17 protein-coding genes are annotated in these 21,670 nt (G+C 44.7%); 3 read left to right on the forward strand and 14 right to left on the reverse strand.

The window, feature by feature from the left end:
- The first annotated feature begins 6 nt into the window (after positions 1-6).
- Together BLS59_RS10790 and BLS59_RS10795 are read left to right on the forward strand one after the other, a co-directional pair.
- A complete protein-coding gene (locus tag BLS59_RS10790; RefSeq protein WP_091148982.1) occupies positions 7-4,284 on the forward strand; it encodes a T9SS type A sorting domain-containing protein in 4,278 nt (1,425 codons plus the stop codon).
- The gene (locus tag BLS59_RS10795) at positions 4,281-4,985 is read left to right on the forward strand and encodes a hypothetical protein (protein WP_091148985.1); all 705 of its coding nucleotides are present in this window, start codon (positions 4,281-4,283) and stop codon (positions 4,983-4,985) included. The genes BLS59_RS10790 and BLS59_RS10795 overlap by 4 nt, the downstream gene beginning before the upstream one ends.
- Before the next feature lie 9 nt (positions 4,986-4,994).
- Here BLS59_RS10795 and BLS59_RS10800 read toward each other — a convergent pair whose 3' ends face one another.
- From BLS59_RS10800 to thrA, 6 genes are all read right to left on the reverse strand, one after another.
- Complete coding sequence (locus BLS59_RS10800; protein ID WP_091148987.1) at positions 4,995-5,600, reverse strand: HAD family hydrolase; 606 nt, start codon at positions 5,598-5,600, stop codon at positions 4,995-4,997.
- On the reverse strand, positions 5,597-5,968 hold the full coding sequence (locus BLS59_RS10805; protein ID WP_143014102.1) for a hypothetical protein: 372 nt from the start codon (positions 5,966-5,968) through the stop codon (positions 5,597-5,599). Before BLS59_RS10805 ends, BLS59_RS10800 begins: the two co-directional genes overlap by 4 nt.
- Before the next feature lie 32 nt (positions 5,969-6,000).
- Entirely contained in the window at positions 6,001-6,369 is a 369-nt protein-coding gene (locus BLS59_RS10810) for a hypothetical protein (protein ID WP_091148993.1), read from the reverse strand.
- Between the two features lie 3 nt (positions 6,370-6,372).
- A complete protein-coding gene (thrC, locus tag BLS59_RS10815; RefSeq protein ID WP_091148995.1) occupies positions 6,373-7,683 on the reverse strand; it encodes a threonine synthase in 1,311 nt (436 codons plus the stop codon).
- A gap of 180 nt (positions 7,684-7,863) precedes the next feature.
- Positions 7,864-8,859 carry a homoserine kinase gene (locus tag BLS59_RS10820; RefSeq protein WP_091148998.1) on the reverse strand — a complete coding sequence of 332 codons (996 nt, stop codon included), beginning with the start codon at positions 8,857-8,859 and terminating at the stop codon, positions 7,864-7,866.
- Between the two features lie 163 nt (positions 8,860-9,022).
- The gene (thrA, locus tag BLS59_RS10825; RefSeq protein ID WP_091149000.1) at positions 9,023-11,473 is read right to left on the reverse strand and encodes a bifunctional aspartate kinase/homoserine dehydrogenase I; all 2,451 of its coding nucleotides are present in this window, start codon (positions 11,471-11,473) and stop codon (positions 9,023-9,025) included.
- A gap of 303 nt (positions 11,474-11,776) precedes the next feature.
- Here thrA and rsgA point away from each other — a divergent pair, with 303 nt between their 5' ends.
- On the forward strand, positions 11,777-12,697 hold the full coding sequence (rsgA, locus tag BLS59_RS10830; RefSeq protein WP_091149003.1) for a ribosome small subunit-dependent GTPase A: 921 nt from the start codon (positions 11,777-11,779) through the stop codon (positions 12,695-12,697).
- 162 nt (positions 12,698-12,859) lie between these two features.
- Here the strand turns inward: rsgA and BLS59_RS10835 are convergent, their stop codons facing one another.
- The 8 genes from BLS59_RS10835 to metH form a co-directional block, all read right to left on the reverse strand.
- On the reverse strand, positions 12,860-13,516 hold the full coding sequence (locus tag BLS59_RS10835) for a response regulator transcription factor (RefSeq protein ID WP_091149005.1): 657 nt from the start codon (positions 13,514-13,516) through the stop codon (positions 12,860-12,862).
- Between the two features lie 40 nt (positions 13,517-13,556).
- A complete protein-coding gene (locus BLS59_RS10840; protein WP_091149007.1) occupies positions 13,557-14,339 on the reverse strand; it encodes a sensor histidine kinase in 783 nt (260 codons plus the stop codon).
- Positions 14,315-14,953, reverse strand: coding sequence for a hypothetical protein (locus BLS59_RS10845; RefSeq protein ID WP_091149010.1), 639 nt, complete (start codon positions 14,951-14,953; stop codon positions 14,315-14,317). Before BLS59_RS10845 ends, BLS59_RS10840 begins: the two co-directional genes overlap by 25 nt.
- Positions 14,954-14,992: 39 nt before the next feature.
- Positions 14,993-15,478 (reverse strand): hypothetical protein, encoded by a 486-nt coding sequence (locus BLS59_RS10850; protein WP_091149014.1) that lies wholly within the window; start codon positions 15,476-15,478, stop codon positions 14,993-14,995.
- Between the two features lie 254 nt (positions 15,479-15,732).
- Positions 15,733-16,290 (reverse strand): hypothetical protein, encoded by a 558-nt coding sequence (locus tag BLS59_RS10855; protein ID WP_091149016.1) that lies wholly within the window; start codon positions 16,288-16,290, stop codon positions 15,733-15,735.
- 250 nt (positions 16,291-16,540) lie between these two features.
- Positions 16,541-17,497 carry a methylenetetrahydrofolate reductase [NAD(P)H] gene (metF, locus tag BLS59_RS10860; protein ID WP_091149019.1) on the reverse strand — a complete coding sequence of 319 codons (957 nt, stop codon included), beginning with the start codon at positions 17,495-17,497 and terminating at the stop codon, positions 16,541-16,543.
- A 36-nt stretch (positions 17,498-17,533) separates the two neighbouring features.
- Complete coding sequence (locus BLS59_RS10865; RefSeq protein ID WP_091149022.1) at positions 17,534-17,899, reverse strand: four helix bundle protein; 366 nt, start codon at positions 17,897-17,899, stop codon at positions 17,534-17,536.
- A 50-nt stretch (positions 17,900-17,949) separates the two neighbouring features.
- Positions 17,950-21,639, reverse strand: a complete 3,690-nt coding sequence (metH, locus tag BLS59_RS10870) for a methionine synthase (protein WP_091149024.1) — start codon at positions 21,637-21,639, stop codon at positions 17,950-17,952.
- Positions 21,640-21,670 lie beyond the last annotated feature (31 nt).

Genomic DNA, 21,670 nt, shown 5'->3' on the forward strand with positions numbered 1-21,670 from the left:
ATAAAATTGAAAAAAAACATCCTTGCAATCAGTGCCATTCTCCTGTTCTTTTTGCAATCCTATCAAACTTTAGCCCAAACCTGGCAGCCACTTGGCCCAAGCGATAAGGAACAGGTATCAGATAATATAGCGGCATCTACCAGTATGACCTTTTTTAACGCTATCCCTTACGTGGCTTATTATGGCGGCGGGAGTCAGGGCGCTATTGAAATAAAACGACCGGCAGCAAGCGGTTCAGGCTGGGAAATTGTTGGCCGGCATATAAATGTAACCAATGTAGGTGCCAACATCTCATTGGTAGTAAACAATTCAAGACTTTATATAGTCTACACGTCCGACAATATAAACATAGGGCGCGTAACCGTAAAACGACTTAAAACCGATGGCAGCGACTGGGAGCTCATAGGTACCGAAGGGTTTTCGGCCGGGCAGGCAGCTTATGTGTCGATGGCATTTAGTGGCACCACTCCTTACGTTGCCTACCAGGATGCGGTAAATGGTTATAAAACCACCGTAATGAGGTTAAACACTGCTGGTACAGGCTGGGAGGTAGTTGGGAAAGTTGGTTTTGGAGCAGATAAAGTTTATTATACCTCCCTTGCATTTAATGGCACCACCCCTTATGTTGCCTACGGCGAAGGTTCAAATCTGCAGGCCAAAGTAATGAAGCTTAATGCAGCCGGTACCGATTGGGAAGCCGTTGGGCAAACCGCCTTTTCGTCACAGGCTGCTTCCTATATTAAATTGGTTTTCAATGGCTCAACGCCTTACGTGGCCTATGAAGAAGGCAGGCAAAAAGCTACCGTAAAAAAACTTAACGCAGCAGGAACCGCCTGGGAAACCGTGGGTACGGCCGGATTTACGCCAGGCATCGCCACAGAACTCTCTCTTGCTTTTAACGGCGGTATACCCTATATTGCTTATGCAGATTACCCCAATGTATCGAGGCTAAACGTGGTAAAGCTTAATGCAGGTGGTACAGACTGGGTTAATGTTGGCCGAGCCGATTTTTCATCGGGTGCGGCATCTTTTGTAACACTGGCCTTTAACGGGGCTGTTCCGTACGTTGGGTTTTCAGATCAGGGTTATGAGCGCAAGCCCCGGGTTATGAAGTTAAACACCGCCGGTACCGATTGGGAGGCTTTAAGCACCTCGGGCGCTTCGGCTGGGCTGGCTTTCGGTACTAATATAGTTTTAAATGGCAGCACGCCTTATGTGGCCTATCGTGATAATGGTAACAACAACGAAATTTCGGTCATAAAATATAATGCAACAAAATTAGTTTGGGAAAGCGTTGGCAATTCAGGCTTCGCATTTCCTATAGGTTCCATCAACACAGTTCCCCTGGCCTTTCAAGGCACTACGCCATATGTTGCCTGTTTAGCAGGTGCAAATTCGGCCAAGGCTACGGTTATGCAGCTAAATAAAGCGGGCACTACCTGGGAAACGGTTGGCCCGGCGGGCTTTTCTTCCGGCAATGTTACTGGCCAGTCAGCCATCGCCGTTAGCGGAACAACACCATATATTATTTATAACGACCAGGTGGTGAACGTTAAGCGCCTCAACGCAGGCGGCACAGCCTGGGAAACAGTAGGCAATCCGTTCACCGTAGCCAGTACCGGCTATGTATCAATTGTTTTTAAGGGAACAGTACCCTACATTGCCTTCGGCGATGCCGGGAATAGCGGCAAGACAACGGTTATGCGACTTAACACTGCCGGTACCTGGGAAGTTGTTGGCACACCAGGCTTTGCTTCGTCGAGTTTTTTATCGCTGGCTTTTAGCGGCGATATCCCTTATGTTGCCTGTGCCGGTGCCAGTCTAAAATTATATTTGTACAGGCTTAAGGCCGATGGTACAGGATGGGAATCAATGATCACGCCTTCATCATCAGATAGCGGTGTTGGTTTTATTTCGCTCACGTTTGACGGCGAAACCCCATACATATCTACCGTTAGGGATAACAACGGTGCAAGCGTGGTTACCTACAATGCCGCCGGTACCGATTGGCAGGATATAGGCGGTTATCAGATCTCATCTGCAGATGCGCTCAATACCTCCATGACCATACTTGATCATAAACTATACCTGGCTTATGACAGTTATGGTGTTTTCGTAAAAACATACGCACTGGCCAATGTGCAATCCGCCGCGCCTTTACAGGCAGGCGCCGGAAGCACGGTAACCTTAACCGGCACCGGTTTTACCGGCGCTACCGCGGTAACCTTTGGCGGCGTACCTGCACAGTCATTTAAAGTGGTATCCCCTACCAGCATTACTGCTGTTGTGGGCAACGGTGCATCAGGCGATATCAAGGTGGTTACGCCATCCAATATAACCACTTTAAAGGGATTTGTTTATGCGGGAGCACCTTCGATAAGTTCATTCACTCCGACTTCGGGCGGTAAAAATGTTAAGGTTACCATCACGGGCAATAATTTTACCGGGGCAACCGCAGTTAAATTCGGCACTATTGCGGCGGCGTCATTTACTGTAAATTCGGCTACCAGTATTACCGCTACTACCGGCGCAGGTGCAACCGGCAAAATATCAGTTACCACATCGGGTGGCACAGCTGCATCGGCGGCAGCGTTCACCTATTTCGATGTGCCTGCGATCAGCTCATTTACGCCGGCACAAGGGGCATCCGGCACAAAGGTTACCCTTACAGGTACTGGCTTTACAGGAGCTACCGCTGTTACCCTTGGTGGCGTACCAGCAAAAAGCTTTACCATTAACTCGGCAACAGAAATAAGCGCCATGGTTGATGATGGCGGCAAAACCGGTAAAATAGCGGTAACTACACCGGGCGGCACGGCTACATCAACGGCAACGTTTACTTTTTTAACAACCCCGGCACCAACCATTGGGGCATTTCAACCAACGCAGGCATACGCCCGCCAATCGGTTTATATTACAGGTACAGGGTTCACCGGGGCCTCGGCAGTGAGCTTTGGCGGAACACCGGCGCTTTCATTTACCATCAATTCACCTACTGCTATTACGGCTATAGTGGGCCTCATTGGTTCAACAGGCAATGTTACGGTAACAACACCTACGGGTACAGCCACGCTTAAAGGCTTTACGTTTATTCCGGCACCTGTTGTTACTTCATTTAAACCAGTTGCTGCCACAACAGGTACAACCATTACCATAACAGGTAAAAACTTTTTAAACGTAAGTAAAGTAGCTTTTCAAAATGTAGATGCATCGGGGTTCGTTGTGCAATCCGAAAACCTGATAACAGCCGTTGTTGGCAGTGGGACAAGCGGAGCGGTACAGGTAACAGCGCCGGCTGGCATAGGATCGTTAGATGGCTTTACATTTGTGCCGAAACCTTCAATTAAACCCGCAGGCAATATCGCCATTGAAACCGGGGCCAGTATAACCTTAAACGCCACGACGGGTACAGGTAATGCTTATCAATGGGTTAAGGATGGCAAAAACATAACAGGCGCTACCCAGGCCACTTATAATGCTACAGCCGCGGGCAGCTACGTGGTAAAGGTCACCAATACAGGTGTTACCGTAACATCCGACCCTACCACCGTAACCGTTATTTTCGATCTTCCGGCTACCAATTTCAAAGTATCCGCAACCAGCGCTACCTGCAAAGGCGAAAACAATGGCATCATCAATATAGCCGCTGTACAATCTGAAAACTACGTTGCTTTGGTTAAGGGGCCGAATTACACAAAATCATTCACGTTTAGCAATAATACGGCTATAAATGACTTATCGCCGGGAACCTATAATGTGTGTATTACGGTTACCGGGCAGCCCAACTTCCAGCAATGTTTTGACCTCGTGATCACAGAACCCAAAGACTTGGCGGTATACTCATCTGTAAATAAAACCACCAATAGCTTAGACCTGGAACTTAACGGCAGCGACAATTACGCGGTTGAATTTAACGGAATGGTTTATCACACCACAGAAAGCTCGATGTCCTTACCGCTGATGAAGGGCAGCAATAAACTAATTGTTGCTACGGATAAACTTTGCCAGGGCATTATTGAAAAAATCATCAACGTGAGCGACAGCATGGTGCCTTATCCTAACCCTTTTCAGGATATTTTAAATGTTAACCTGGGCGACGACGTTGTTGCCAGCTGCATTATCAGGGTTTATAATATTGCCGATGGCCGGTTATTATCGCAGCAAAAATTCGGCAATCAATCCGGGGTTATACAGCTCAACCTGTCGGGATTAAGAAGCGGCACATATTCGCTCAACATGTCGATGGATAACAGGGAATCGGTTTTCAAGATCATCAAAAAATGAGAAAGTTATTAACTATTATAGCTATAAGTATTATTGCCGCCGGTTGCGGAAAAGGCAGTAAAACAGACACCACGCCGCCGGCACCTGCGCCAGCCAAAGCATCGTTACTTTTCCCGGCTAAGGATGAGGTTTGCAACCAGGGGACTGTTATATCGGCCACTAAAAACAAAGTGGTTTTTAAATGGAGCAGCGCCGACAATGCCGATAGCTATTCTATCATCATAAAAAACCTGCTAACAGGTGTAAGTGATACGGAAACAGCTACCAAAAACCAGTTGGAGGTTACGCTTGACCGTACTGTTCCTTATTCGTGGTATGTGGTTTCACAATCATCAAAAAACACAACTACGGTACAAAGTGATACCTGGAAATTTTACAATTCGGGCCCGGGTGTAACTACTTATGCGCCATTCCCGGCAGAAGCAGTTTCGCCGCTTAACGGGGTAACCGTAGCAGCAGATCCCGGATTGGTTTACAGTGCATCATGGAAGGCAAATGATGTTGATAACGATATCGTGAATTATGATTTTTACTTAGGGACCTCTGCCTCGCCTTTATTATTTGCAAGCGCTGTAACAGATCCATTTGTAAAGGGTTTCCCGGTTAAAAAAGGAACGATCTACTACTGGCGCGTGGTTACCCGCGATGCCAAGGGCAATACCTCTTATTCTGATATATTCCAGTTTAAGGTTTCCTTATAAGTAGGGCAACTAAAGTACGTTTAGCGCTGTTAATTCATTGGCCAAAGCATCTGCCGAGGTAAAGTGAATGGTTTTGATCCCGGCTTTTTCGGCGGCTAAAACATTGCGGTAATTATCGTCGATAAACAGCGCTTCAGCTGAATTTATGTGGTAACGATCAAGCATGATCTGGTAAAACTCCGGGGCGGGTTTCCGCATTTTTTCTACACCCGAAACTACTATGCCGTCAAACCAGCCAAGGAAATCATAGCGCGCCTGTGCCACCGGAAAAGTTTCGGCCGACCAGTTGGTAAGCGCGTAGATCTTATACTTACCACTTGCCTTCAACTGCTTCAAGATTTCCACGGTATCATGAAAAGGCTCACCCAGCATTTCTTCCCAACGGCTGTAAAAGGCGCGGATGTTGGCTTCATGTTGGGGGAATTGGGTAACCAACAGTTCAGTACCATCCTGTAATGAACGACCAGCATCCTGTTCCTCGTTCCAGTCGGATGTGCAAACGTTGGCCAGGAAATCTATCATTTCCTGCTCGTTGTTAAATATAGTGCGGTACATGTAATGCGGATTCCAGTCAATTAAAACCGCACCGAGGTCGAAGATTATAGTGGTGATCATTTTTTATAGGTGTGCTCGTAAATTTTAGCGCCGGTTACTACCGAATCTTTTAATGAAATGATCAGCCGTTTCACATATCTTGGCTTGCCGGGCTTAAAATAATAATCAATATCGTAAGTCATTTCGGTTGTGCTGCTCAACTGCGGGCGGTGCAGCAAATGAATTACTTGCTGATATTTAAGGCCTTTAAGCTTATAGTTTTGCAGCAAGTCGTCCACCATGCTTGGGCGGTAGGCAAATGTAAGACCATCCCCCTCATCCCACTTATCCCTGTCGAATTTTGCAGTTCGTTTACAGGCGGCAAATGAGCCAATAAGCAGGCAAAATATAATGATTGCGTTTTTGTTAAGCATTGATTTGATTTTCACAGATCAAATATCCTTTAAATTCCTGAAATTGATTAATCCTTTTTCCATTCTTTAATATACACATTGCTTACTATTGAATCTTTATTGAATGTAACTTCTAAATTCTTTGTGTAAACAGGATCAATATCATTCCCAAAATCCATCACTATTTGATAATAAACACTCAAGGAATCATGACCTTGCGGTTCGTCTAACAGTTCTATTAGTTGCTTATATTTTAGCCCCTCTATCTTATAATTTTTAACGAGATCGTCAACAATGCCGTTACGTTCCGGGTAATCCCAATCTTCTTTATTATTCCATTTTTGTTTATCAAAAGATTGCTTGAATACTACTTCGTGACAACCTTGATTGACCAATAACGATATCGATAAAAAAAATAAGAGGACTCCCTTTTTCATTATTTACTTCGCGTTCAACAAATAACCCTTAAAATCATCAAAATCCTTACTTATAGCAATGGCCAGTTTTGTTTTTGATGCCAGTTCTTTAACTGATTCGGGCACATTAATTTTAGCAGTTATCTCGTCACTGAAAACATCCGGAAATTTACATGGATGGGCAGTTGAAAGGAACACACCGGCAGTATCGGCACTGCCATGATCATGCTGATAATCTGTTAGGGCCTGCCATGCAATAGCGGTATGCGGACAAACCACATAGCCATAAGTATCAAAAACCCAATTGATGGCTTTAACGGTTTCTTCATCATCATATTTAAAACCGATCACCAGGTTTTTCAACTGCTCCATATCTGCCTTAAATAAATCGGCAATACGTACCCAATTGCTCGGGTTGCCTACGTCCATAGCGTTTGATAAGGTAGCCACCGATGGTTTGGGCTGATAAACGCCGGTTTTTAAAAACTCGGGCACGGTATCATTGGCATTGGTTGCCGCAATAAATTTTTCAACAGGTAAGCCCATTTTCCAGGCCAGTAAGCCCGCGCCTATATTGCCGAAGTTACCGCTCGGTACCGAGAAGATAACTTTTTTAACACCTTGGCTCAACAGTTGAGCGTAAGCATTAAAATAGTAAAATGTTTGCGGTACCAAACGCGCTATATTGATGGAATTTGCAGATGTTAAACGAAATTGCTCATTCAGTTCGGCATCGGTAAAGGCTTGCTTAACCAGTGCCTGGCAATCATCAAAAGTACCGTCTACTTCCAGCGCGCGGATGTTTTGACCATTGGTAGTTAGTTGTTGCTCCTGTACACCGCTTACTTTTCCTTTAGGGTATAAAATGGTTACCCTTGTATTAGGTACACCCAAAAAGCCCAGCGCAACGGCACCGCCGGTATCGCCACTGGTGGCAACCAATACGTCAAGCTGTTTTTCGCCGTCTTCCAGAAAATAGCTCATTACACGGCTCATAAAGCGTGCGCCAAAATCCTTGAATGCCAACGATGGCCCGTGGAAAAGTTCCAGTACGTGTACGTTATCGTCAAGCTTTACAACTGGGGCTTCAAAGTTGATAGCATCATCAATAAGTGCTTTCAGATCATCGGCAGGCATGGCATCGCCAAGCAAATTTTTGGCAACTTCAAATGCAATTTCGGGCAGGGTATATTTATCCAGGTTATTGATAAAATCATCACTTAAACGCGGGATGCTGATAGGCATATACAAACCTTTATCCTGCGGCATGCTGTTAAAAACCGCATCTTTAAAAGATACTTCTGATAAGGTGTTATTGGTACTGTAGAGTTTCATTTTTTGATTTCGGATTTCGGATGTTCGATTTCGGATTTATTTAATTTTTCACTTCCATTTTGTCTTGCTGAACGTAGTAAAGAATCGATTCGGCGATTAGATCCTTCGTTCCTCAGGATGACAAAGTGGGCTGTCATGCTGAGCCTTTTGAATTTTCACTTTTGACTTTTGACTTAAAACTTATCCTATCACCTTAGGTCCGGCATCGTTTATAGTGGATACGTAAGTGTTGGAGCCTATTTTTAAATTGGTTAAATGCTGCTGTAGTTTTTGGGTGATGCGTTTGGCTGTTTCCTCGTCCCTTGTAAAGGCAAAAACCGACGGACCAGAGCCGGAGATACCAAAACTCACCGCACCCAATTCCAGCGCCATTTCACGCATTTTATAAAAATCGGGGATGAGCATGGAGCGTACAGGTTCAACCAGTACATCTTTCATACTGCGTCCAATGAGGTCAATATCGTTCATGAACAATCCGCTTACCAAACCCGCTATATTACCCCATTGGGTTACAGCATCCTTCATCTGGATATTTTTGCGGATAATCTGGCGGGCCTCCCTTGTTGGCACATCCACATCGGGGAATACGATAGCGCACCATAAACCGGCGGGATGCGGCAGCCTTACCACATCTAAAGGTTCATAACTGCGGATGAGTACAAACCCACCAAAAAGAGCCGGGGCTACATTATCTGCGTGACCATGACCGCAAGCCATTTCTTCGCCTTTCATAGCAAAGGGCAGCAATTTAGCCGGATCGGCAGTATCACCCAACAATGTTTTTATGGCGAATAAGCCCGCTACCGTACTGGCCGAACTGGAACCCAATCCGCTGCCGATAGGCATTTTTTTGTGCAATTCGATATCCAAACCAACATCAGTACGACCGATGCTTTGCAGGTAATGCAGTACGCTCACGCTCACCGTATTTTTAGCCGGATCCATTGGCAACCTGCCATCATCGCCGGTGATTTTGCTGATGGTGATACCCGGTTTATTGGTCATGCGCATAATAACCTCATCGCCGGGCTCATTAACCGCGAAACCCAGTACATCAAAACCGCAAACCACGTTGGCAACAGTTGCCGGGGCAAAAACGTGAATGCTCTCCCCTCCCGCTGAAGGGGGTGCTAACTGCGGGGAGGTGTTTAATTCTTGTATCTTATTATCTTCCATTTTTTTATATCATTGTCGCTTAAGTAAACAAGCGAGGGCGGTGCGATTCCCCTCTTGAGAGGGGTGGAGGGGTGTGTTTTGCTTGGTATTCTAATCGTAGAAACACACCCCTACTAACGCTCTTGCCTCCCGCCCCCCCTCTTGAGAGGGATTTAAAAATCTCTTAATTCGCCCCTAAATTTATCAGATCAGCAAATACGCCGGCGGCGGTTACTTCGGCACCTGCGCCGGGGCCTTTTACTACCAGCGGGCGTTCTTTGTACCTGTCGGTAGTAAAGGAAATGATGTTATCACTGCCGGATAGCATATAGAAAGGATGGTTTTCATCAACCATTTGTAGGGTGATGGATACCTTCCCATTTTCCAGCTTGCCAATGTAGCGCAACACTTTTCCCTGGCTTGCAGCCTGGTCCTTTAGTTTGGCAAAGTGTGCGTCCTCTGTTTTAAGGGTGGCGTAAAAATCTTCAACGGTACTGGCTTCAAGACTGGCTTGCGGCAATACGCTTTGTATTTCAACTTCGGCCTCTTCCATAGCATAACCGGCATCGCGGGCAAGGATGAGCATTTTGCGCATAAAATCCTTACCGCTCAGATCATCGCGCGGATCGGGTTCGGTATAGCCCTTTTCCTGGGCTTCTTTTACCACATCATGGAAATTGGCATCGTCCTTAAAATTATTAAAGATGAACGATATAGTTCCCGAAAGTATAGCTTCGATACGCTGCACCCTGTCGCCGCTGTTCATCAGGTTTTTAAGGGTGTTGATGATAGGCAACCCGGCCCCCACATTGGTTTCGTAAAAGAAATCGACCCCATGACGGCGGGCGGTATCCTTAAATGTACGATACTGCTGGTAACTGGCCGAGTTACCAATTTTATTACAGGTGATCACCGAGATATTAGCCTTAAAAACTTCCTCGTAAAAACCTACTGGCACCGGGCTGGCGGTATTATCAATGAACACGCAATTAGGCAGATTCATTTCTTTCATCCGGTTAATAAACTCCTGCAGGTTGGCTTCATAAGGCGAAGCCTGCAGATCATCCTGCCAGGTATCTAACGAAATACCGTCGCTGTTGAAAGTCATTTTGCGGGTATTGCTGATGCCTGCAATTTTCACCTGGATGCCGTTATGTTCTTTCAGGTATTCGGTATGTGCGCTTAGCTGGTTAAACAGCGTTTTACCTATGTTACCTGTTCCTAAACAGAAAGCGTGCAGGGTTTTGGTAAGCTGCACAAAAAAGGCATCATGTACGGCGTTCAATGCTTTTGACAGATCGCTGGCGGAGATAATAACCGAGATATTATACTCAGACGAGCCTTGCGCAATCGCCCGCACATTTACCCCGTTACGGCCCAGCGCATGAAACAACTTGCCAGACATGCCTGGTGTTTGCTTCATATTTTCGCCGACTACGGCTAATATGGCCAGGTTTTTCTCGATAACTAAATGCTCCAGCTTTTTGGCTAACAACTCTAATTCAAACTCCTGCTCAATTACAAGCCTGGCCCTTTCGGTATCCTGCGGCTGCACTGCAAAGGTGATGCTATGTTCAGATGAGGATTGGGTGATAAGGATGATATTAATCTGTTCCCTTGCCAGTAACGAGAATAAACGCCCGCTAAAGCCCGATTTACCCACCATACCGCTGCCCTCCAAATTAAGGATGCTGATATTGTTGATGGACGAGATACCCTTGATTGGCAAGGTTGAAGCCTTACAATCATGGCGAATAACGGTACCTTCAAACTCTGGTTCGAAAGTGTTTTTTATAACGATGGGGATCTTCTTCAAAAACGCCGGGATCATAGTTGGCGGATAGATCACCTTGGCGCCGAAGTAGGATAACTCCATAGCTTCAGTATAAGTAAGTTCGTTTAAGGAGAATGCTTTTTTCACCATACGTGGGTCGGCGGTCATCATGCCGTTAACATCCGTCCAGATCTGTATTTCTTTGGCATTAAGGGCTGCGCCGAAGATAGCTGCGGTGTAGTCGCTGCCACCCCTGCCCAGAGTGGTGGTTTGCCCTGCCTCGTTACCTGCAATAAAGCCGGTTACAAACAGCATTTTGCCTTTGTTTTCCCGGTAAAGGTTTTGGATGAGCAATTCGGTAAGCGCGGTATCAACCTTGGCGTTGCCAAAGGAGCTATCGGTTTTAATTACATCTGATGCATCAACAAAAAGTACTTCCTTAAAATGCTGGGCGGCAATTTTACTCACCATAATGGTGGAGCAGCGCTCGCCGTAGCTAAGTACCTGGTCGCGGGTTTTGGGGGTAAGCTCGCGTAAGGTTAGTATGCCCTGCAGCAATTCCTCTAACTGGTTAAAGTGAATTTTTAAACGGGTAAAGGCCGGGTTTTGATTTTGCACATCAAGCAGGGCTTTCACCACTTCAAAATGGCGCCTTTCCAGCTCGGCAAGTTGTGCGGTAAACTCTTTGCCGTTGGCAGCATCTTCGGCCATTGAAGCAAGCAGGTTGGTTACCCCACCCATTGCTGATAATACAACTACCGGTTTATCCTCATTATTAACTTCGTCTTTTAAGATATTTAAAAGTGTTTGGATGCTTGCCACCGACCCAACAGATGTGCCACCGAATTTTAGAACTTTCATTTTTGGTTTAGTATCAATATTTAATAAAAAAAGCCTTCCTCTTTGCGGAGGAAGGCTTTCATTTGGTTTCTTGCTATGTTTTACACCATACGATTATCTTCCTCCGGGGTTTATGCCGGTGGTAATAATTGATGTAATAATGGTGTTGTTAATTGTCATATATATTATGTCTGTAAAGTAAGTAGAATATTTTTTAATTAGCAAGGTTTATTTTACTTTTTATTAAAAACGCATAGTACGCACTTGTATTAGACCGTTAAATAAAGCGATGGCAAATTAATTATTACTTTTGGGGCTGATAATATGCAGGGATTAATCACAAAATCAACAGGAAGCTGGTACCAGGTACAAACCCCCGATGGGCAACGGATAGATTGCCGCATAAAAGGTAAGTTCCGGATAAAGGGTATCACCACCACCAACCCATTGGCTGTTGGCGATGTGGTTGATTTTGATATGGAGCCCGAGCAGGAAAGCGGCGTGATAACCAATTTACAACAGCGTAAAAACTACATTATCCGCAAAGCTATTAACCTGAGTAAGCAGGCGCAGATCATCGCTGCCAACCTTGATCAGGCTATGCTGGTGGTTACCCTGGCGTCGCCGCGCACCTCTTTAGGTTTTATCGACCGCTTTTTAGTTACTGCCGAAGCCTATGATATTCCCGCCCGCTTGATCTTTAACAAGGTTGACCTGTTTAGTGATGAAGGACTGGAGATACTGGCCGATCTGAAAGCCGTTTATGAAAAAATAGGCTATCCCTGCTATGAGGTATCGGCCCTGGAAGGCACCAATATTGATTTTGTACAGGAATTATTGAAAGATAAGATAACATTGTTCTCGGGCCATTCGGGTGTGGGTAAATCAAGCCTTATCAACGCCTTGCTGCCCGATTTAGATCTGCGTACGCACATGGTATCTGAATGGAGCGACAAGGGGATGCACACCACAACCTTTGCCGAAATGTTCGAGCTGCCGCAGGGCGGTTTTATTATTGATACCCCCGGTATCCGCGAACTGGGTGTTATCGACATAGAGAAAGCTGAACTAAGCCACTTTTTCCCCGAAATGCGCTCACGCATGAACCAATGCCGCTTTAACAACTGCCGCCACATTAACGAACCCGGCTGCGCAGTATTGGAAGCTTTGGAGGAAGGCGAGATCGAACTATCCCGCTATGAAAGTTACCTGAGCATTTATAATGGCAATGATACGAGATCGTAATTAATACTCAAGGGGTTAGAATCAAGAAATAAAACAAAAAATCCCTTTCACTCGTCTCTGATGGTGTAAGTATTAAAAGGCAGATCAAAAGCAGAGGTTAGTGCTATTCCCCTCTTGAGAGAGTAATAAAGAGGAATAAAAACTAAACTACGGACGATTGTGTTAAGTAACGTTGATAATCCCGCGTTTAATGGCATATATAACCAGGCCAACAAGGTTTTTCGATCCGGTTTTCTCAAACAGGCGGGCGCGGTAACCTTCCACGGTGCGCACGCTCAGGAAAATTTTATCGGCAATTTCCTGGTTTGAGCATTCTTGGCAAACCAGTTTGAGCACCTCAATTTCGCGTTCGTTAAGATCGGCTTTGTTATGGGCAATGCTTTCAGAATGGTCATTACCAACCAGCTGTTTTATTAGGGTGATAGAGAGGTGTTCATTAAAATAAAAACCTTTGTTATGTACCGTTGATACCGCTTCGATGATCTCCTCGGGTTCGGCATTTTTAAGGAGGTAGCCAGATGCTCCGGCCTTCATCATATCAACAATGTACTTATCCTCATTAAACATGGATAGGGCCAGAATTTTTATATTTTTAAAATGCTGATGTACGTAGGTTGCGGTTTGTATGCCATCCATTTCGGGCATCTTAATATCCATCAGTAAAACATCTGGGGTACGGGTAGCTAATAAGCCTACAAGCTCCTTCCCGTTTGATGCTTCAAGTATAAGATCAAAGCCTTCACAATCTTCAAGGGTGGCTTTTAAACCGTTCCTGAAAATTTTATGATCATCTACTATGCCTAACTTAATTATGCTCATTGTCAACAAAATGTCAATAAATATAGTTTAAAGATACAAACTATGCTATTTTTAATTTAATAGTGGTAAGTGTGCCACTTAGCGGTTTACTATAGATATTTATATCGCCATTTATTAATTGTACACGGCTCTCCAGGTTCTTTATTCCGAAGCCTTGTTTTACTTCACCCAGATTAAAGCCAACCCCGTTATCCTTAAACTCCATTACCAGCATCCCGGCATCGTGGGTAATAGTAAAATATATAACTGTAGCATCCGAGTGTTTAATGGCATTGCCAAATAGTTCCTGCGCAATACGATAAAGCGCAAGCTCAATATCATGCGGAAACCGCTGATCGGCTATTTTTTTGCTGAACTTTACTTTGATGTGCGTTGTTTGCTCTACCTTATTACTCAGGGCCTCCAGCGCAACCAGCAGCCCGTAATCGGTAAGTACAGGCGGCAATACATTATGAATAATATTGCGGATCTCCTGAATACATTCGTCGGTAAGCTTACGCGTATCCATAAGCAGGGGCTGGGTAGTTTCGCTGATGCAATTCTTATCCAGCCGGTGCAGGTTAAGCTTTATGGCAGAGAGTACCTGACCCACACTATCATGTAAATCTTCGGCCAGGCGCTTGCGTTCGCTTTCCTGGGTTTCAAAAACAGCGCTCATGAGCTCGCTTTGCCGCTCGTCATGTAAGGCGCGCAGCTCTGTTTGGTTCTTGATCATTTTACGCTGGTAAATTATCACAAAGAAGAACAAACAGGTAATAAGTACAACAACTACAAGCGTACCTATAATAAGTACAGGTATCAGGCTGTTTTCTGTGGTTTGCAAAGTAATCCTACTGAAAATAATATATTGGCAATTATGTTGGTTATACTGTTAATTACTAAATAGTTTTTCTGAACATCAACCGGTATTTGGGTAAGGATCATAAACAGGAATATGTTAACAGATGAATAAAAAAGCACGCCTGCGTTTATCCAGAACAAGCCCTGTTTTTCGATATCCACAAACTTTAACGGATTTAACAGCTGGTAAAAATATATAAGCGAAAGTACGATTAAAGAGATACTTAAGGCTGTATTTGAAACTGTAGGGTACTGATGTATATCATGATTAAAAGCAAGCATTATTGTCAGCGTAATTGCTGCAATTGCCAGCGTAACCTTTTTAAGTACGGCGTTGTTAAACAGGCAATAATAAATGAGCGTATAAAAAACAAGTGACGTAGCTACGTTAACATGCATCATAGGCATGTTGTTCTTTTCGCCCAGGTTCACCATTATCCACATAATGGGATCAAAAGTGCAGGAGATAAGAAAAAACAGGGCCGCTATTTTTAATACTTTATCAAGATGCTTATAATTATAAAGTGCAGCAAGCACTGGTATAAATCCCGACATCGTAGATACAAAGGCCAATGTAACTGTAATATCTTCAGACATATACCTTACAATTATAATTTATAAAACCTTTACAGGTTATTAGTTACCTGCTAACCCGCCTTTAGGGCATCCTCCAGAGCCGGGGCAAGGATAGGATTGATCGCCAAGTACGTTGGTAACGGGCGCCGTTGCCGATAACTTAAATGTTTTTATACTTTCCGATCCGCCTGCAACATCCTTGTGCGCATCGCCTGGTAATTGGTCTTCACCATCGGAGGTAACTCCTGTTATAACAAATTTCTTTTCGCCTTCGGCATTGGCTACCACCTTAATAAAAAAGTTGCCTACGTTTACAAAAAACTGCTGCCATCCGGTTAAGCGCTGGCTATTGGCATAATAAATGCGAATGCCCTTGCATCCGTCCTGGTTTAAAATGGTGTTGAGGATCTTTTCTCCAAAAAATTGAGATACGGTTTCATTGGGATGACGGTGCCTGTGGTTGGCTGTCCAGCTTGCTGCTTGTTCAAAATCAATAGGGCCACCCTCTTCGCCGGTGATAACTGATCTGTTTTCTTGTTTTTCCATGATTTAATAAAATAGTTTAGGGTTTTTACTTGGGATAAAACTAAGATAATTAAGTTATTATTTCAACATGGCGGCAAATTCCCCTACAAATACCGTGTATGGCAGGTTAGTATATAAGTATTTTATTATCAGTGCAATATATCGAATGCCGAAATAAAACACCTACTCATATTGCGTATTTCTACGTATCATAAACTGTATTTGTACGTTCGGGAAAATGCACGGTTTTTAGCTGTAAACAGGCGTTGCGGCGGTTAAAACAGTCGTAATATGTATGAGCACTCATATAAAATGAAAACGATTACCAGTACAGCGTGAAATGTACGATTGCTCACCCGCATGGCTACCAGGCACAATAAAAAATGACTAATGTTGCGGATAGGGTATTCAATGGAGTAATGGTGAAGATAGGCCGCTCCTTTTATCCAGGTATCAACCAGATCCATCAGGTAGCTTACACCCAGTATTCCGAAGATCCATTTGCGGCGGGAGTAAAAATAATCCTCGTAATCCTTATAGTCTTTAAGATCCTCTGGGTATAACAGGGCGCAAACGCTGTAGTAAATAACAATGTAAATGATGATAAAGAAATACTCAGCAAAAAGCCAGTGCTTAATATCGTGCAGGTTAAATTCCCACCACCAGAAATGCAGCAGTAATAAAAACAAATAAAACGACCATAGCGAATGCACCCAATAAGGCTTGTTACGATCGGGATGTTGAATTTGCTTAGCTGCCCCCTTTAGCAAATGGGCAATGCTCAAACTCAGGATAATACCGATAACAGATTTTATATGACTAAATACATCCATAAATTGGTGATATGAATATATAAGAAATTAAAAAGATATACAAATCTGCTAAGCCGGGAAACAGCTATGAAAATTCGGCTAAAGCCATTGCCCAATCTTACGTTATCCGTCCCATAAATGGGGACGGCAATGAATTTGGATTTTATTTACTCTATCCCTTTTATTCATTGCCGTTCGGCTTCAGCTAACGGTTAATTAAGCGCGCCTGAAATGGCTTTAGCCAAAATTTCTGGCGCATTTAGATGTGTTTCTAAAAAATAGCCTCGGCTATCCGTTTAGTAGGACCGGCGTTGCTCATGGTATAAAAGTGAAGCACTGGCACGCCAAATTTTATCAGTTCGCGGCATTGGTTTATCATCCACTCTACACCTATGTCTTTCACATCTTTTTCGGTTTTGCAGCTGTTAACTGCATCGCAAAGATCTTCGGGCATATCTATATGAAAAGTTTTGGCCAGGTTGATGAGTTGCTTTGAAGTGGTAACCGGTTTTAAGCCCGGAATTATAGGTACGGTAATACCATTTGCCCGGCAGTTATTTACAAAGTCGAAATATTTTTGGTTGTCAAAAAACATTTGGGTAACAATGAAATTTGCACCCATATCTACCTTTTGTCTCAGGTATTTAAAATCTGTTTTCAGGTTTGGCGCTTCGAAATGTTTTTCTGGATAGCCGGCAATACCAATGCAGAAATCTGTCTTAAGACTTTCGTCGTTATGCTCGTGCAGGTAAATACCGTTGTTCATGTTTACAACCTGCTTTAACAGATCGGTAGCATAGTTGTGGCCGTTTGGCGTAGGCACAAAGGAGGCATCACCCCGGCGAGCATCGCCGCGAAGTACCAGCACATTCTCAATACCCAAAAATTGCAGATCGACCAGCCCGTTCTCAGTTTCGTCTTTAGTAAAACCACCGCATAGCAAGTGTGGTACAGTATCTACCTTGTATTTATTCATGATAGCCGCGCAAATAGCAATGGTGCCCGGGCGTTTACGATAGCTCAGTTTTTCCAGCAGGCCGTTATCGTGCTCTTTATAAATAAAATCCTCGCGCAGCGATGTAACATCAATAAACGGCGGCTTAAACTCCATCAAAGGGTCGATAGCATCATAAATACCCTGAATGCTCTGCCCTTTTAGTGGGGGGATCAATTCAAAGGAGAATAGTGTTTTGCCGTTGGCGTTGGCGATGTGTTCGGTAATCTTCATGTTCTGTGGACTGGTTCGTGGTTTGTGAGGTCTGAGTTAGTTACTCTCAAGTTTCGATTTATAGTAATTAATTAATCCGGACAAAGTTTTTCTCACAATTTCAATTTGATTCAGTAACAAGTTTAGCGTTTCTTCATTTATGAAACCAAGATCTAAAGAAAGAAACAGTTGTGTTTCCAGTTCGTAGGCAGAGCCGCGAGCTATATAAAAAAATTGCAAAGAATCTTTACGATGATTTCGCCCTGACCCTTCAGCAATATTTGAAGGAATAGAAACAGCTGCTCTTTTTATCTGCGATTGCAACGCGAAAATTTCATCTTTTGGGAAGTTGGCTAAATTCTCGTAAACAAGTTTTACTAAAACTCTTGCTTCTTTCCAAACATCAAGATCTTTATAAGTCATTCTGTTTTTGTTTTTTCACACACCTCACACCTCTCATAACACACCTCAGATCAATAATTAATATTCGGCCCAAGCCATCTTTCTACATCTTCCAAGGGCATATTCTTTCTTACCGCGTAATCCTCCACCTGGTCTTTACTGATCTTGCCCAATCCAAAGTACCGGGCTTGCGGATGAGCGAAATAGAAACCACTTACAGCGGCCGCCGGTGTCATGGCCAGGCTTTCGGTAAGGTGCATCTTGGCGTTGTCTTCAGCTTTTAACAGATCGAAAAGTGTTGTTTTTTCAGTATGATCCGGACAGGCGGGATAACCCGGTGCCGGGCGGATTCCCTGGTATTCTTCCTTGATTAAATCGTCGGTACTTAGCTGTTCTCCTTTGCTGTAGCCCCAATGTTCTTTACGCACCAGTTCGTGCATTTTTTCTGCAAAGGCTTCGGCCAGCCGATCGGCAAGGGCTTTGGCCATGATGCTGTTATAGTCGTCATGATCGCGTTCAAATTCGGCCACCAGTTCGTCGCAGCCAATACCGGTGGTTACGGCAAAGCCGCCAAAGTAATCGGGCACTCCGCTTTCTTTCGGCGCTATAAAATCCGACAAGGCATAATACGGATCGCCTTTAACCTTTTCAGCCTGTTGGCGCAGCGTATGGATGCGGGTTAAAACTTGTGTGCGACTTTCATCGGCATATAATTCAATATCATCGCCCACGCTGTTGGCAGGCCAAAAGCCTATTACGCCGTTTGCGTGAAGCAATTTTTCTTTTACTATCTTCTTTAATAGTTCCTGCGCATCGTCAAAAAGTTTTTTGGCTTCGTCGCCCACAAACTTATCGGCAAATATTTTTGGATAGCTGCCGCGCAGTTCCCAGGTATGGAAAAATGGTGTCCAATCAATATAAGGCAACAACTCTTCCAGCGGGTACGATTCAAATACCTTTGTGCCGGTAAATGCAGGCTTAGGCACAACATCCCCATCCAGACTGATCTGGAACCTGCCTTTGCGAGCGTCATCAATGGTGACAAAGCGCTTGTCTGATTTTTTATTCAAATGCGCTTCGCGGGCTTTAGCGTACTCATCTTTGATGCCCTGGATATAGCTATCGCGGTTATCCCTGTTCATTAAGCTGCTGCAAACCGTTACGCTGCGCGATGCATCCAATACGTGTATGGCAGCGCCGGAATAATTTGGCGCAACTTTAACCGCCGCATGAATGCGCGAAGTGGTAGCCCCACCAATGATAAGCGGAATAGTAAAACCTTCGCGTTCCATTTCCTTAGCAAAATGCACCATTTCATCAAGCGATGGGGTAATTAAACCGCTAAGACCAATAATATCTACGTTTTGCTTTTTAGCTTCTTCGATGATCCTTTGTGCGGGCACCATCACCCCAAGGTCAATAACCTCGAAGTTGTTACAGGCCAGCACCACACCTACAATGTTTTTACCAATATCGTGTACATCGCCCTTTACGGTGGCCATTAGTATTTTACCAGCATTGGCGCGACTGCCGCTACTATCTTCACCCGCATCAATAACGCGTTGTTTTTCCAGTTCGATGAAGGGCAGCAGGTAAGCCACCGCCTTTTTCATTACCCGGGCCGATTTTACCACCTGCGGCAAAAACATTTTACCGGCTCCAAATAAATCGCCTACGATGTTCATACCATCCATTAGCGGGCCTTCAATTACTTCCAGTGGCTTGGCGTAAGTTTGGCGGGCTTCTTCCACATCATCGTCCAGGTATTCAATAATACCCTTTACCAGCGCGTGCGACAATCGTGCCTGAACGGTGCCTTTGCGCCACTCTTCATCACGCACTATCTCTTTACCTTTGCTTTTAATGGTATCGGCATATTCAACCAGGCGCTCGGTGGCATCGTCGCGGCGGTTAAGCAGCACGTCTTCTACCAGTTCCAGCAGTGTTTTATCAATTTCCTGGTAAACCTCCAGCATCCCGGCGTTAACAATACCCATATCCATTCCGGCGCCAATAGCGTGGTATAAAAATGCCGAGTGCATAGCCTCGCGTACTACATTGTTACCCCTAAAGGAGAATGATATGTTACTTACCCCGCCGCTTACTTTGGCGTAGGGGAGATTTTGTTTTATCCAACGGGTAGCTTCAATAAAGTCTACCGCGTAGTTATTATGTTCTTCAAGTCCGGTTGCAACGGTTAATATGTTCGGGTCGAAAATGATATCCTGGGGCGGGAAACCAACCTCATTTACCAATATATTGTAAGAGCGGCCGCAGATCTCTTTACGACGTTCCAATGAGTCGGCCTGTCCGGTTTCGTCAAAGGCCATTACAACCGTTGCTGCGCCGTAGCTCAGTATTTTCCGGGCCTGTTCTTTAAACTTTTCTTCGCCCTCTTTAAGGGAAATGGAATTCACGATGCCTTTTCCCTGGATACATTTTAACCCGGCCTCAATAACCGTCCATTTGGAGGAATCGATCATGATGGGCAGCTTGGCAATATCGGGTTCAGAAGCTACAAGGTTCAGGAATTTTACCATCACCGCTTCCGAATCAATCATACCCTCATCCATGTTAATGTCGATAACCTGCGCGCCGCCTTCAACCTGTTGCAGGGCAACGGCAAGGGCAGCCTCGTAATCCTCGGCCAGTATCAGCTTAGAGAATTTTGGCGATCCGGTGATGTTGGTACGCTCGCCCACGTTCACAAAAATGCTTTCGGGGGTAATAGTTACCGCTTCTAAACCGCTCAGGCGCATGTATGGCGCAATTTCGGGTAGTCGCCTTGGCGGGTATTTGGCTGCTTTTTCGGCAATACATTTGATGTGCTCGGGCGTGGTGCCACAGCAACCACCAACGATATTTACCAGTCCGGCTTTTATAAAATCATCTATCTGGTGCGCGGTTTCATGCGCGGTTTCGTCATACTGTCCAAACTCATTAGGCAGGCCCGCGTTTGGATAGGCAGAGATATATACATTCGCTTTTTCGGATAGTTCGGCAAGGTGAGGCCTCATTTCTTTGGCGCCCAATGCACAATTCAATCCTACCGATAGCAGGTTGGCATGGTTAATAGAGTTCCAGAAAGCCTCAACAGTTTGCCCGGAAAGCGTACGACCAGAGGCATCGGTAATAGTACCTGAAATCATGATAGGCAAATGCTTGCCCGATTCTTCGGCGTAACGGTTTATGGCAAACAAGGCCGCTTTGGCATTCAGCGTATCAAATATGGTTTCCACCAGCAGCATATCGCTGCCGCCATCTACCAAACCCCTTACCTGGGTGTAATAAGCCTCGGCAAGGTCATCAAATGATACGGCGCGATAACCAGGGTCATTAACATCTGGCGAGAGCGAAGCGGTACGATTGGTAGGACCAACAGCACCCGCCACAAAACGCGGTTTGCCGGGATTTTTTAAAGTATATTCTTGTGCTACTTCGCGGGCCAGGCGGGCGCCTTCATAGCTCAGCTCATAGGCCAGCTCTTCCAGCTTATAATCGGCAAGGGAAATAATTTGTGTGCTAAAGGTATTTGTTTCAATAATATCTGCGCCAGCCTCCAGGTATTCGGCATGGATGGCTTTGATAATATCGGGGCGGGTGATATTCAAAAGGTCATTATTTCCCTGCAAATCACTCGTGTGATCTTTAAACCTTTCCCCGCGAAAATCCCGTTCGGTTAGCTGGTACCGCTGTATCATGGTACCCATAGCCCCGTCAATAACCAGGATGCGTTTTTCTAATTCTTGTCTAATGTCCATTTTTGAGATGTGAGATATGAGATGTGAGATG

Source organism: Mucilaginibacter pineti (assembly GCF_900101875.1).
Classification (GTDB): Bacteria; Bacteroidota; Bacteroidia; order Sphingobacteriales; family Sphingobacteriaceae; genus Mucilaginibacter; species Mucilaginibacter pineti.